Below are 12,802 nucleotides of genomic sequence, written 5' to 3' on the forward strand. Positions count from 1 at the left end.
GTCTGCAACGCTCCCTCAGTTGCCGGTGGTGTCACCGGTGATCTGGCCCACCCGGGTCAGCGACGCGTGCGCGGCCGCGACGATCCGGTCAGGGGTGAATCCGAACTGTTCGAAGAGCACGCTGTGCGGTGCGCTCGCGCCGTAGTGCTCCAGGCTGACCGCCTCGCCGCTGTCGCCGATCAGGTCCCGCCAGGACATCGCGATGCCGGCCTCGACGCTGACCCGGGCCCGCACGTCGCGGGGCAGGACCGCGTCCTGGTAGGCCGAGTCCTGCTCCCGGAACCACTCCTGGCACGGCATCGAGACCACCCGGGTCGGGGTGCCCTCGGCCTCCAGCCGCTCCCGGGCGGTCAGGCAGAGCTGCACCTCGGAGCCGGTGCCGATCAGGATCACCTGCGGCTGCGCGTTCGACGCCTCGGCCAGCACGTAGCCGCCCTTGGCGGTCTGGTCGGCGCCGGCCAGCTCGGTGCGGTCGAAGGTCGGCAGCGGCTGCCGGCTCAGCGCCAGCGCGGACGGCCGGTCGGTGTGCTCCAGCGCCCGCCGCCAGGCCCAGGCGGTCTCGTTCGCGTCGGCCGGCCGGATCACGTCCAGGCCGGGGATGGCGCGCAGCGCGGTCAGGTGCTCGACCGGTTGGTGGGTGGGGCCGTCCTCGCCGAGACCGATCGAGTCGTGCGTCCAGACGTAGACCACCGGCAGCTTCATCAGCGCGGCGAGCCGGACCGCCGGGCGCATGTAGTCGCTGAACACCAGGAAGGTGCCGCCGTACGGGCGGGTGCCGCCGTGCAGCGCGATGCCGTTCAGGATCGCGCCCATCGCGTGCTCGCGGATGCCGAAGTGCAGGGTCCGGCCGTACTCGTTGCCCGGGAACGCCTTGGTGGCGTACTCGCTGGGGATGAAGGACGGCTCGCCCTCCATGGTGGTGTTGTTGCTCTCGGCCAGGTCGGCCGAGCCGCCCCACAGCTCCGGCAGCACCGGGGCCAGGGCCTGGAGCACCTTGCCGGAGGCGGCCCGGGTGGCGATCCCCTTGGCGTCCGCCGGAAACTCCGGCAGCGCGTCGGTCCAGCCGGCCGGCAGCGTACGGGTGGCCAGCCGGTCGTGCAGCGCCTTGCCCTCCGGGTTGGCGTCCGCCCACGCCTGGTACGCGGTCTCCCACTCGGCGTGCGCCGCCCGGCCCCGCTCCAGCACCTGGCGGGCGTGCGCCAGCACCTCGTCGTCGACCTCGAAATGCTGGGCCGGGTCGAAGCCGAGCAGCTTCTTGGTCTCGGCCACCTCGTCGGCGCCGAGCGCGGAGCCGTGGATCTTGCCGGTGTTCTGCTTGGTCGGCGCCGGCCAGCCGATGATGGTGCGCAGCGCGACGAACGACGGCCGGCCGGTCTCCGCCTTGGCGGCGAGCAGCGCGGCGTACAGCGCCTCGACGTCCTCGTGGTAGTGACCCTGGTCCGCGTCACCGCTGCGCCAGTCCACCGTCTGCACGTGCCAGCCGTACGCCTCGTAGCGGGCGGCCACGTCTTCGCTCTTGGCGATCCTGGTGTCGTCCTCGATCGAGATCTCGTTGTCGTCGTAGATCAGGATCAGGTTGCCGAGCTGCTGGTGCCCGGCGAGCGCGCTGGCCTCGTGGCTGATCCCCTCCTCGATGTCGCCGTCGGAGGCGATGCACCAGATGTGGTGGTCGAACGGGGAGGTGCCGGCCGAGGCGTCCGGGTCGAGCAGGCCCCGCTCGCGGCGGGCGGCCATCGCCATCCCCACCGCGTTGCCGAGCCCCTGGCCGAGCGGGCCGGTGGTGGTCTCGACGCCCCGGGTGTGCCCGTGCTCGGGGTGGCCGGGGGTGAGCGAACCCCACTGCCGCAGCGCCTTGAGGTCGGACAGTCCGAGGCCGTACCCGCTGAGGTAGAGCTGGATGTAGAGGGTGAGACTGCTGTGGCCCGCCGACAGTACGAACCGGTCCCGCCCGGTCCAGTCGGGGTGCGTCGGGTCGTGCCGCATGACCCGGTTGAACAGCAGGTATGCGGCCGGCGCCAGGCTCATCGCCGTACCCGGATGGCCGTTGCCGGACTTCTCCACGGCGTCCATGGCCAGCACGCGGACGGTGTCGACGGCACGCTGGTCGAGATCGGACCAGCTCAGCGAGGTTTGCTCGGGTCGATTGTCAGCCACGATCGTGTGTGCTCCTCGGCGTGATGGGCGGAACCCTCCCTCATGACCCTAGCGACCGCTTCCGCGCGCCAACCCCCGGATCTCGCCCACCGGCGATGCGGTTCGCCGGAAGTGTGATCGTTCGCACCGAAGAAGGGTCGCCCGGGCAGCGAAAACGACGACGCGTAGGCTGTCGGTCGGCGTGCTGGCCCCCGGCCGCCCGCCACCCGCGCTGCCTCCGCAGCCGAATCACCCGTGTGTCCGACGCCGGAAGGTGGCAATCCGTGAGCATGATCACCGAGCGCCCCGTGACCGGCGGTGCCCCGGCAGCGGGGACCCCGGGCGAGGTGACCCGGCGCCGCGACGTCGCCGCCCTGATCCGGGCGTACGTCGCGCTGACCAAGCCACGGATCGTCGAGCTGCTGCTGATCTCCACGGTGCCGACGATGATGCTGGCCGCCGAGGGGATCCCGTCGCTCTGGCTGGTCGGCGTCGTACTGGTCGGCGGATCGCTGGCGGCGGGCGCGGCCAACGCGCTGAACTGCTACATCGACCGCGACATCGACCAGGTGATGAAGCGGACCAAGCGCCGGCCGCTGCCGACGCACACCGTGGCGCCCCGCAACGCGCTGGTCTTCGGACTGGTGCTGGCGGTGGTCTCGGTGACCCTGATGGCGGTCTTCACCAACTGGCTGGCCACCGCGCTGACCCTGGGTGCCATCGCCTACTACGACCTCGTCTACACGCTGTGGTTGAAGCGGACGACCTGGCAGAACACCTTCTGGGGCGGGATCTGCGGCTCGGCTCCGGTGCTGATCGGCTGGGCGGCGGTGACCGGCTCGCTGGCGCCGCGGGCCTGGGGGCTGTTCGCGGTGGTGTTCTTCTGGCAGCTACCGCACTTCTACGCCCTGGCCATCAAGTTCAAGGACGACTACGCCCGGGCCGGCATTCCGATGCTGCCGGTGGTGGCCTCGATCCGCCGGGTCACGACGGAGATCGTGCTCTACACGTGGTTGACCGTGGCGGCGTCGGTGCTGGTCTGGCCGCTGGGCATGGGTCCGGTCTACGGGCTCACCGTGCTGGCGGCGGGCGGGATGTTCGTCGTCGAGGCGCACCGGTTGAGCCAGCGGGCCGCCCGGGGCGGGCCGGTCAAGCCGATGCGGCTGTTCCACTGGTCGATCACGTACCTGACGATCGTCTTCGCCGCGGTCGCGGTCGACGCGCTGCTCTGACGGTTTCGGACCCTTCGTGCCCGTTCGTCCTGTTTGCCGGCCTTGAACGTGAATGATGGCTTTAAATTAATCGCGTATACACCGAAAAATCGCCCAAAGCTGGTGAGTAGTTCCGGTAAACGTCACCGTAATCGGCATCACAAATTATCGGTAGCTGCCCCTCGTGCCGGTCGAAGTCTGCTTAGGCTTCGCGTTATGGCAGATGGTTCCGATACGACGCCGACGGCCGAGCAGACCGTCGCGGGCCAGACCCCCAACGGTCTGGTCGCTGGCATCCAGTCGTTTGCCGCCGGCCACGGCGGCGCGAAGGCGGTCATCGAGTACGTCGGCAAGCGGGGCGCACGCATTGTCCTGGTGGGGGAGGACGGCGTGTGGGCTGACCAGTTCGCGGAGAGCACCGACGTCGCGCGACTGGCCTGCGCCAAGGCGGGGGTAGCCGTGGAGAACGAATGGGAGCGGGAACTGATGGACCAGATGCGTCCGAGTAACGATCTTTGGCGGTCGATGGCTCGGCGTACCATGGCTCGTTGATAATTTTGTCCGATAACAGTCGTGCGACCCGGGGCGAGCCCCGGGTCGCACTCATTACCTGTAGCGAACTTCCCGGACTCGACCCCGACGACCGGCTGTTGCTCGACCCGCTCGCCGAACGCGGCATCCGGGTTGAGGCGGTGGTCTGGGACGACCCGGACGTGGACTGGGCCGGCTACACGCTGGCGGTGCTCCGCTCGCCCTGGGACTATCCGACCCGCCGCGCCGAGTTCGTCGCCTGGACCGAGACCGTGCCCCGGCTGGCCAACCCGGCCGACCTGGTGCGCTGGAACACCGACAAGCGCTACCTGCGGGAACTCGCCGAGGGCGGGCTGCCGACCGTGCCGACGACCTGGCTCGACCCCGCCGCCGACTGGGCGCTCCCGCCGGAGCCCGGCGAGTACGTCATCAAGCCCGTCGTCGGGGCCGGCAGCCTGGACACCGGCCGGTACGACCTGGCCGACGCGGAGCACCGGCAGCTCGCCGCCACACACGTCAAGCGGCTCCAGGCGGCGGGCCGGTGGGTGATGGTGCAGCCGTACCTGACCGCCGTGGACACCGCCGGGGAGACCGCGCTGCTCTTCGTCGCCGGCCCGGACGGGCTCCGGTTCAGCCACGCGGTCCGCAAGGGGCCGATGCTGGTCGGCCCGGACTACGGCGTCGAGGGGCTGTTCCGGCCGGAGCAGATCACCCCGCGTACCCCGGCGGAGCCGGAACTCGCGGTCGCCGAGCGGGTACTCGCGGCGCTGCCTGGCGGGCCGGGCCGGCCGCTCTACGCGCGGGTGGACCTGATTCCGGGCCCGGACGGCGCCCCAGTGCTGGTCGAGGTGGAACTCACCGAGCCGTCGCTCTTCCTGGCCCACGACCCGGGCGCGGCCGGCCGGCTGGCCGACGCCATCGCGGCCCGGCTGGACTGAGCGTCCCGCCGCAGGCCGCGCCCCGGACCGGCCTGCCGCCCGCCGCGTCCCCCGGGCCCGACGTCGGATGCGGCCCGGGACCGGTTGTCGTGCAGTGCCCCGGACCGGTTGCTGTCGCGGACCGGTGCCGTGCGGTGCGCCGGACCGGTTGCTGTCGTGCGGTGCGCCGGACCGGTGCCGTTCAGTGCGCCGCGCCGGCGAATTCGGGCCGGGCCTGGCTCGGCGGGGTGGCGGGGGCGCTGCGTTCCCGGGTCGACCAGAGCACCGCGAGAGCGGCGAGCCAGACCAGGCAGGAGCCGAGCATGTGCGCGCCGACCATCGCCACCGGCAGACCGGTGAAGTACTGCACGAAGCCGATCAGGCCCTGGCCGAGTTCGGCGAGCACCAGCAGGCCGGCCGCCCGGATCGCGCGGGCCGGCGCGCCGACCGCGCGGAACGCGAACCAGATCGCGACGGAGAGGCCCACCAGCAGGAAGACGGTGTCGGCGTGCACCTGGGAGATGGTCTCCGGGTCCAGGCCGTTGCGGGCCGCCCCGGAGTCGCCGGAGTGCGGGCCGCTGCCGGTCACCCAGGTGCCGACCACCAGTACGGCGGCGGCCACCCCGGCGGTGAGCCAGCCGAGGGTACGCAGCGGCGCCGGTACGGTCGGCCGGGCCGGACCGTCCGGTTCGAGGGTCCGGCGCCAGAACGCGTACGCGGCCGCGATCACCGCCATCGAGGCGAGGAAGTGCAGTCCCACCACCCACGGGTTCAGGTCGGTGAGCACGGTGATCCCGCCGATCACCGCCTGTGCCGGGATGCCGAACGCGGCACCGACGCTGAGCCACCGGAGCCCTCGGCGGGCCGGGCGCTGCCGCCAGGCGGCGACCACGGCGGCGATCACCACGGCGGCGAGCGCGAAGGTGAGCAGCCGGTTGCCGAACTCGATCACCCCGTGCACGCCCATCTCGGCGGTCGCCACGTACGACTCGTCGGTGCAGCGGGGCCAGGTGGGGCAGCCGAGCCCGGACTTGGTCAGCCGGACCGCACCGCCGGTACCGACGATCAGCACGTTACCCACCACGGAGGCGAGGGCCAGTCGCGATAAGGTGGGTTTGCCAGAAAATTCGCCGAATCGGCTCACGCGGGCCATGGTACGTGCAAATGTGATCATGCTGGACGGCGCGCCCGCCGTCCGGTGGTCTGGATCACCGGACGGCGGGTTTGCGGACCACGGACGAAATACGTAACGTTGGCGTAGTGAAAAACCTGGCGGCGTGCTCGGAGCAGGAGCAGGTGACCGATCCGGTCGCCGGTTCCGCCGTGGTCGCCGCCGGCCCGGAGGGCCGCCCCACCCGCGACCGGGTGACCCAGTTGCTGCTGGAGCACGGCGCGGCCACCGCCGCGCAGCTCGGCGTGGAGCTGGGGCTCAGCCCGGCGGCGATCCGCCGGCACCTGGACGCGATGCTCGCCGACGGCGACGTGATCGCCCGTGACCAGGTCGTCCGGGGTCAGCGCGGTCGCGGCCGGCCGGCAAGGATCTTCCGGCTCACCGACTCCGGCCGGCGCCGCTGCGGCACCCACACCTACGACGGGATGGCCACCGCCGCGCTGCGCTGGATCTCCCGGTACGGCGGGCCGGACGCGGTCGACGCCTTCGCCGCCGAGCAGGTCGCGGCGCTGGAGGCACGCTGCCGGGCCGCCATGGAGGGCGCCGGGGACGACCCGCTGGCCAGGGCCGAGGCACTCGCCGGGGCGCTGACCGCCGAGGGATACGCTGCCAACGCGTCCACGATCGCCTCCGGCGGCCAGTTGTGCCAGCACCACTGCCCGGTGGCCCACGTGGCCGCGGAGTTTCCCCAGCTGTGCGAGGCCGAGACGGCGGTCATCTCCCGCCTGGTCGGCACCCACGTGCAGCGGCTCGCCACCATCGCCCACGGCGACGGGGTGTGCACCACGCACATCCCGACCCAGCCCAAACCTTCCGTCAGCAGTGTGAGGACAGATAGATGACCGAGCAGATCGTCCAGCCCATGACGCAGGAGGAGCAGCTCGCCGCCCTGGGTCGCTACGAGTACGGCTGGGCCGACTCCGACGTTGCCGGTGCCGGTGCCCAGCGTGGCCTCAACGAGGCGGTGGTGCGGGACATCTCCGCCAAGAAGAACGAGCCCGCCTGGATGCTCGACCTGCGGCTGAAAGGGCTGCGGCTGTTCGGCCGCAAGCCGATGCCGAACTGGGGTGCCGACCTCGGCGGGATCGACTTCGACAACATCAAGTACTTCGTCCGGTCCACCGAGAAGCAGGCCGCGAGCTGGGAGGACCTGCCCGAGGACATCAAGAACACCTACGACAAGCTGGGCATCCCGGAGGCCGAGAAGCAGCGGCTGGTCGCCGGTGTCGCCGCCCAGTACGAGTCCGAGGTGGTCTACCACAAGATCCGTGAGGACCTCGAGGAGCAGGGCGTCCTCTTCCTGGACACCGACACCGCGCTCAAGGAGCACGAGGACATCTTCAAGGAGTACTTCGGCACGGTGATCCCGGTCGGCGACAACAAGTTCGCCGCGCTGAACACCTCGGTCTGGTCCGGCGGCTCCTTCATCTACGTGCCGAAGGGCGTGCAGGTGGAGATCCCGCTCCAGGCGTACTTCCGGATCAACACCGAGAACATGGGGCAGTTCGAGCGGACCCTGATCATCGTCGACGAGGGCGCGTACGTGCACTACGTCGAGGGCTGCACCGCGCCGATCTACTCCTCCGACTCGCTGCACAGCGCGGTCGTGGAGATCGTCGTCAAGAAGAACGCCCGCTGCCGCTACACGACCATCCAGAACTGGTCGAACAACGTCTACAACCTGGTCACCAAGCGGGCGGTCTGCCACGAGGGCGCGACCATGGAGTGGATCGACGGCAACATCGGCTCCAAGGTGACGATGAAATACCCGGCGGTCTTCATGACCGGCGAGCACGCCAAGGGCGAGGTGCTCTCGGTGGCGATGGCCGGCGAGGGCCAGCACCAGGACGCCGGCGCCAAGATGGTGCACGCCGCGCCGCACACCTCCAGCACGATCGTCTCCAAGTCGATCGCCCGGGCCGGTGGGCGCACCTCCTACCGTGGCCTGGTCCAGGTGCTGGAGGGCTCGCACCACAGCAAGAGCACCGTCAAGTGCGACGCCCTGCTGGTCGACACCATCTCCCGGTCGGACACCTACCCGTACGTCGACATCCGCGAGGACGACGTGGCGATGGGGCACGAGGCGACCGTCTCCAAGGTCAGCGAGGACCAGCTCTTCTACCTGATGAGCCGGGGCATGACCGAGGACGAGGCGATGGCGATGATCGTGCGTGGCTTCATCGAGCCGATCGCCAAGGAACTCCCGATGGAGTACGCGCTGGAGCTCAACCGGCTGATCGAGCTGCAGATGGAGGGCGCGGTCGGCTGACGCCGCCCCACCCCGCATCCCGCCCTCGGACCTCGCGAGACAAGACCAAGGAAGAGATGACTACCGAAGCATTCGCGCCCGCCGCGCCGGTCGCGCAGACCAAGGCGCAGACGCTCCGCTCGTACGACGTCCGCGACTTCCCGGCCCTGACCGGCCTGGAGGAGGAGTGGCGGTTCACCCCGCTGAAGCGGCTGCGCGGCCTGGCCGACGACACGTTCACCCCGGTCGACGGCAAGCTGCGCTACGAGGTCGCCGCGCTGCCGGACGGGGTGACCTTCGGCGGCGTGCACGAGGGTGAGGCCCGGATCGGCAGCGTGCTGACCCCGTTCGACCGGATCAGCGCGCTGGCGCACGGCCGGGCCGGCGAGGCGGTGGTCGTGGCGGTGGCCCCGGAGACCCGGCCGGCCCAGCCGGTCACCGTCCGGCTGGTCGGGCAGGGCGCCGACGGCGCCTCCTTCGGGCACACCTTCGTCGACGTCGGCCGGTTCGCCGAGGTGACGCTGGTGCTGGAGCAGACCGGTTCGGTGACCCTGGCCGACAACGTCGAGGTCGCGGTCGACGAGGGCGCGAAGCTGACCCTGGTCACCGTCGCCGACTGGGCGCCGGACGCGGTGCAGGCCCAGCACCTCAAGGTCCGGCTCGGCCGGGACGCCAAGGTGACGCACATCCAGGTGAGCCTGGGCGGCGAGCTGGTCCGGCAGTACACCAGCGTGGAATACACCGGCCGGGGCGGCGAGGCCGAGCTGTACGGCCTCTACTTCGCCGACGCCGGGCAGCACCTGGAGCACCGGCAGATGGTCGACCACAGCGTGCCGGACTGCCGCAGCTACGTCGGCTACCGGGGCGCGTTGCAGGGCGCCAGCGCACACACCGTCTGGGTCGGGGACGTGTTGATCCGGGCCGCCGCGACCGGCACCGACACGTACGAGATCAACCGGAACCTGGTGCTGACCGACGGCGCCCGGGCCGACTCGGTACCCAACCTGGAGATCGAGACCGGCGAGGTGGCCGGCGCCGGGCACGCCAGCGCGACCGGGCGCTTCGACGACGAGCAGCTCTTCTATCTGATGGCCCGGGGCATCCCCGAGGACGAGGCGCGCAAGCTGGTGGTCCGGGGCTTCTTCGCCGAACTGCTGAACAAGATCCCGGCCGAGGAGCTGCGCGACCGGCTCGGCGAGCAGATCGAGGCGCGACTCGCCAGGGCGGGGAGCGAGCTTGCGAGCCCCGCAGCGGCCGACGAAGACGTCGCAGCCAAGGCGGCGGTCTGATGATCCGGATCTGTTCGACCGAGGACGTGCCGAAGGGCAGCGTCATCTCTGCCGACGTGGACGGGACCGAGATCGCCGTCGTGCACGCCGAGGACGGCAACTTCTACGCCGTACGCGACGAGTGCTCGCACGCCGCCGTGGCGCTCTCCGAGGGCGAGGTCGACGGCTGCACCCTGGAGTGCTGGCTGCACGGCTCCCGCTTCGACCTGCGTACCGGCGAGCCGACCGGGCTGCCCGCGACCGAACCCGTACCCGTCTACCCCGTCGAGATCCGCGACGGCGACATCTACCTGAGTCTCACACCGAGCAATGGAGTTACCGCACCATGAGCGTTCTGGAGATCCGTGACCTGCAGGTGTCGGTCCGGCTGCCCGAGGGCGAGCTGAAGCCGATCCTGGCCGGGGTCGACCTCACCGTGCGGGCGGGGGAGACCCACGCGATCATGGGCCCCAACGGGTCCGGCAAGTCGACCCTGGCGTACTCGATCGCCGGGCACCCGAAGTACGAGATCACCGGTGGCGAGGTGCTGCTGGACGGTCAGGACGTGCTCTCGATGGCCGTGGACGAGCGGGCCCGGGCCGGCCTCTTCCTCGCCATGCAGTACCCGGTCGAGGTGCCCGGTGTCTCGGTGGCGAACTTCCTGCGCACCGCGAAGACCGCGGTGGACGGCGAGGCGCCGAAGCTGCGTACCTGGGCCGCCGAGCTGCGCGGCGCGATGGAGCGGCTCCAGATGGACCCGGCGATGGCGCAGCGCAACGTGAACGAGGGCTTCTCCGGGGGTGAGAAGAAGCGGCACGAGATCGTCCAGCTCGAGCTGCTCAAGCCGAAGGTGGCGATCCTCGACGAGACCGACTCCGGCCTCGACATCGACGCCCTGCGGGTGGTCAGCGAGGGCGTCAACCGGGTCCGCGAGACCGGCGAGACCGGGCTGCTGCTGATCACCCACTACACCCGGATCCTCCGCTACATCACGCCGGACTTCGTGCACGTCTTCGTCGCCGGCCGGATCGTCGAGCAGGGCGGCCCGGAGCTCGCCGAGAAGCTCGAGGCCGAGGGCTACGAGCGGTACGTCGCCGGCGCCGGCACGGCCCGGGCCTGAGAACCGGAAGGGCACCGTCGAGATGACCAGCATCGCGATCCCGCCGGGGATGCCACAGTACGACGACGTGCCGCGCTACGACGTCGAGGCGGTACGCGCCGACTTCCCGATCCTCGGGCGCGAGGTCAACGGCCACCCGATGGTCTACCTCGACAGTGCGAACACCTCGCAGAAGCCCCGTCAGGTGCTGGACGTGCTGCGCGAGCACTACGAGCGGCACAACGGCAACGTCTCCCGCTCGGTGCACACCGTCGGGACGGAGGCGACCGAGGCGTACGAGGGGGCCCGGGCGAAGGTGGCGGCGTTCGTCAACGCGCCGAGTGCCGACGAGGTGGTGTTCACCAAGAACTCCACCGAGGCGATCAACCTGGTCGCGTACGCCTTCTCCAACGCCTCGGTCGGCGCGGGCGGTGACCCGAGGTTCCGGCTCGGCCCCGGCGACGAGATCGTGATCTCCGAGATGGAGCACCACTCCAACATCGTGCCGTGGCAGTTGCTCTGCGAGCGGACCGGTGCCACGCTGCGCTGGTTCCCGGTCACCGACGGCGGCCGGCTCGACGAGTCCGGGCTGGAGGAGCTGGTCAACGAGCGGACCAAACTGGTCTCGATCGTGCACATGTCCAACATCCTCGGCACGATCAACGCCACCGCCCGGATCACCGAGCGGGTCCGGCAGGTCGGCGCGCTGCTGCTGCTCGACTGCTCGCAGTCGGTGCCGCACCTGCCGGTCGACGTGGTCGACCTGGACGCCGACTTCATCGCGTTCACCGGCCACAAGATGTGCGGGCCGAGCGGGATCGGGGTGCTCTGGGGCCGGGGCGAGCTGCTGGCCGCGATGCCTCCGGTCTTCGGCGGCGGATCGATGATCGAGACGGTCGCGATGACCGGCTCGACGTACGCGCCGCCGCCGGCCCGGTTCGAGGCGGGTACCCCGCCGATCGCCGAGGCGGTGGCGCTGGGCGCGGCGGTGGACTACCTGACCGGGATCGGCATGAAGGCGATCCAGTGGCACGAGAAGGAACTGACCGCGTACGCGCTGGACGCCCTGGGGACCGTGCCCGGGCTGCGGATCTTCGGTCCGTCGGTGCCGGTGGGCCGGGGCGGGACGATCTCGTTCGCGCTGGACGGTATCCACCCGCACGACGTGGGTCAGGTGCTGGACGCCGAGGGCATCGAGGTGCGGGTCGGTCATCACTGTGCGCGACCGGTCTGCGTCCGGTTCGGCGTACCGGCGACGACCCGCGCCTCGTTCTACCTGTACACCACGACCAGCGAGGTCGACGCCCTGGTGCGCGGGCTGGAACAGGTACGGAAGGTGTTCGGGTAATGCAGGTCGACCAGCTCTACCAGGAGATCATCCTGGATCACTACAAGCATCCGCACGGGCGCGGGCTGCGCGAGCCGTACGCCGCCGAGGCGCACCACGTCAACCCCACCTGCGGGGACGAGGTGACCGTCCGGGTCGCGCTGGACGACGATACGCTCAGTGACGTGTCGTACGACGGTCTCGGCTGCTCGATCAGCCAGGCGTCGGCGAGCGTGCTGCACGAGCTGCTCACCGGCAGGCATACCGGGGACGCGTTCGCGGTGCACGCCGCGTTCGTCGAGCTGATGTCCGGGCGTGGGCAGGTCACCCCGGACGAGGAACTGCTCGGCGACGCGGTGGCGTTCGCCGGGGTGGCCCGCTATCCGGCGCGGGTGAAGTGCGCGCTGCTGCCCTGGATGGCGTTCAAGGATGCCGCGGCCAGGGCCGGAGTGGACGTCGAGGCCGCGGGCGAGGACAGTAACGAGCGGAGCGAGGTGAAGACGGCATGACTGATCAGGACACGACGACCGCGTCGGCCGAGTCGACGGGGTCGACCGGCAGGGCAGCGGTCGCCGACATCGAAGAGGCGATGAAGGACGTCGTCGACCCCGAGCTGGGCATCAACGTGGTCGACCTCGGTCTGGTCTACGGGGTGCACGTCGACGACGAGAACGTCGCGACCCTGGACATGACGCTCACCTCGGCGGCCTGCCCGCTGACCGACGTGATCGAGGACCAGGCCCGGCAGGCGCTGACCACCGGACCCGGCGGCGGCCTCGTCAACGACATCCGGATCAACTGGGTCTGGCTCCCCCCGTGGGGCCCCGACAAGATCACCGACGAGGGCCGCGACCAACTTCGCGCCCTCGGCTTCAACGTCTGAGCGCTCGACTGTCG

General features: G+C 70.7%; 13 protein-coding genes. 11 read left to right on the plus strand and 2 right to left on the minus strand.

The annotated features are described in order from the left end of the window. Positions 1-15: 15 nt before the first annotated feature. Positions 16-2,154, minus strand: coding sequence for a transketolase (gene tkt, locus ACQEVC_RS21200; RefSeq protein WP_432880140.1), 2,139 nt, complete (start codon positions 2,152-2,154; stop codon positions 16-18). A gap of 263 nt (positions 2,155-2,417) precedes the next feature. Here tkt and ACQEVC_RS21205 point away from each other — a divergent pair, with 263 nt between their 5' ends. The 3 genes from ACQEVC_RS21205 to ACQEVC_RS21215 all read left to right on the plus strand — a co-directional run bounded on the left by ACQEVC_RS21205 (position 2,418) and on the right by ACQEVC_RS21215 (position 4,813). Continuing rightward, positions 2,418-3,365 carry a heme o synthase gene (locus ACQEVC_RS21205; protein ID WP_432880142.1) on the plus strand — a complete coding sequence of 316 codons (948 nt, stop codon included), beginning with the start codon at positions 2,418-2,420 and terminating at the stop codon, positions 3,363-3,365. Positions 3,366-3,560: 195 nt separating this feature from the next. Beyond that, positions 3,561-3,896: a hypothetical protein gene (locus tag ACQEVC_RS21210; RefSeq protein ID WP_318399285.1), complete on the plus strand. Its 336-nt coding sequence runs from the start codon at positions 3,561-3,563 to the stop codon at positions 3,894-3,896. A 2-nt stretch (positions 3,897-3,898) separates the two neighbouring features. After that, positions 3,899-4,813, plus strand: coding sequence for an ATP-grasp domain-containing protein (locus ACQEVC_RS21215; protein ID WP_432891594.1), 915 nt, complete (start codon positions 3,899-3,901; stop codon positions 4,811-4,813). Between the two features lie 181 nt (positions 4,814-4,994). On the opposite strand, the gene ACQEVC_RS21220 is transcribed toward ACQEVC_RS21215, so the two are convergent. Next, complete coding sequence (locus ACQEVC_RS21220) at positions 4,995-5,945, minus strand: COX15/CtaA family protein (RefSeq protein ID WP_432880145.1); 951 nt, start codon at positions 5,943-5,945, stop codon at positions 4,995-4,997. 107 nt (positions 5,946-6,052) lie between these two features. Here ACQEVC_RS21220 and ACQEVC_RS21225 point away from each other — a divergent pair, with 107 nt between their 5' ends. From ACQEVC_RS21225 to ACQEVC_RS21260, 8 genes are read left to right on the plus strand one after another with little or no spacing between them, the layout of a single operon-like run. After that, on the plus strand, positions 6,053-6,805 hold the full coding sequence (locus ACQEVC_RS21225) for a helix-turn-helix transcriptional regulator (protein ID WP_432880147.1): 753 nt from the start codon (positions 6,053-6,055) through the stop codon (positions 6,803-6,805). A gap of 20 nt (positions 6,806-6,825) precedes the next feature. After that, positions 6,826-8,232, plus strand: coding sequence for a Fe-S cluster assembly protein SufB (gene sufB, locus ACQEVC_RS21230; RefSeq protein WP_432891597.1), 1,407 nt, complete (start codon positions 6,826-6,828; stop codon positions 8,230-8,232). A 56-nt stretch (positions 8,233-8,288) separates the two neighbouring features. Beyond that, on the plus strand, positions 8,289-9,500 hold the full coding sequence (gene sufD / locus ACQEVC_RS21235) for a Fe-S cluster assembly protein SufD (RefSeq protein ID WP_432880150.1): 1,212 nt from the start codon (positions 8,289-8,291) through the stop codon (positions 9,498-9,500). Beyond that, a complete protein-coding gene (locus tag ACQEVC_RS21240) occupies positions 9,500-9,829 on the plus strand; it encodes a non-heme iron oxygenase ferredoxin subunit (RefSeq protein ID WP_318399289.1) in 330 nt (109 codons plus the stop codon). Before sufD ends, ACQEVC_RS21240 begins: the two co-directional genes overlap by 1 nt. Beyond that, complete coding sequence (sufC, locus tag ACQEVC_RS21245; protein WP_432880152.1) at positions 9,826-10,599, plus strand: Fe-S cluster assembly ATPase SufC; 774 nt, start codon at positions 9,826-9,828, stop codon at positions 10,597-10,599. Before ACQEVC_RS21240 ends, sufC begins: the two co-directional genes overlap by 4 nt. Before the next feature lie 22 nt (positions 10,600-10,621). Then, positions 10,622-11,926: a cysteine desulfurase gene (locus ACQEVC_RS21250; RefSeq protein ID WP_432880155.1), complete on the plus strand. Its 1,305-nt coding sequence runs from the start codon at positions 10,622-10,624 to the stop codon at positions 11,924-11,926. Next, entirely contained in the window at positions 11,926-12,414 is a 489-nt protein-coding gene (gene sufU / locus ACQEVC_RS21255) for a Fe-S cluster assembly sulfur transfer protein SufU (protein ID WP_318399292.1), read from the plus strand. Before ACQEVC_RS21250 ends, sufU begins: the two co-directional genes overlap by 1 nt. Beyond that, positions 12,411-12,788, plus strand: a complete 378-nt coding sequence (locus ACQEVC_RS21260) for a metal-sulfur cluster assembly factor (protein WP_318399293.1) — start codon at positions 12,411-12,413, stop codon at positions 12,786-12,788. The genes sufU and ACQEVC_RS21260 overlap by 4 nt, the downstream gene beginning before the upstream one ends. The last annotated feature ends 14 nt before the right edge of the window (positions 12,789-12,802 follow it).

This window comes from Plantactinospora sp. CA-294935 (genome assembly GCF_050936445.1).
Classification (GTDB): Bacteria; Actinomycetota; Actinomycetes; order Mycobacteriales; family Micromonosporaceae; genus Plantactinospora.

Bases quoted from the DNA above. Each gene is read 5' to 3' on its own strand.
- ACQEVC_RS21220 (WP_432880145.1), bottom strand. From the start codon at position 5,945: ATGGCCCGCGTGAGCCGATTCGGCGAATTTTCTGGCAAACCCACCTTA.
- ACQEVC_RS21210 (WP_318399285.1), top strand. From the start codon at position 3,561: ATGGCAGATGGTTCCGATACGACGCCGACGGCCGAGCAGACCGTCGCG.
- sufB (WP_432891597.1), top strand. From the start codon at position 6,826: ATGACGCAGGAGGAGCAGCTCGCCGCCCTGGGTCGCTACGAGTACGGC.
- sufC (WP_432880152.1), top strand. From the start codon at position 9,826: ATGAGCGTTCTGGAGATCCGTGACCTGCAGGTGTCGGTCCGGCTGCCC.
- sufU (WP_318399292.1), top strand. From the start codon at position 11,926: ATGCAGGTCGACCAGCTCTACCAGGAGATCATCCTGGATCACTACAAG.
- ACQEVC_RS21250 (WP_432880155.1), top strand. From the start codon at position 10,622: ATGACCAGCATCGCGATCCCGCCGGGGATGCCACAGTACGACGACGTG.
- ACQEVC_RS21240 (WP_318399289.1), top strand. From the start codon at position 9,500: ATGATCCGGATCTGTTCGACCGAGGACGTGCCGAAGGGCAGCGTCATC.
- sufD (WP_432880150.1), top strand. From the start codon at position 8,289: ATGACTACCGAAGCATTCGCGCCCGCCGCGCCGGTCGCGCAGACCAAG.
- ACQEVC_RS21260 (WP_318399293.1), top strand. From the start codon at position 12,411: ATGACTGATCAGGACACGACGACCGCGTCGGCCGAGTCGACGGGGTCG.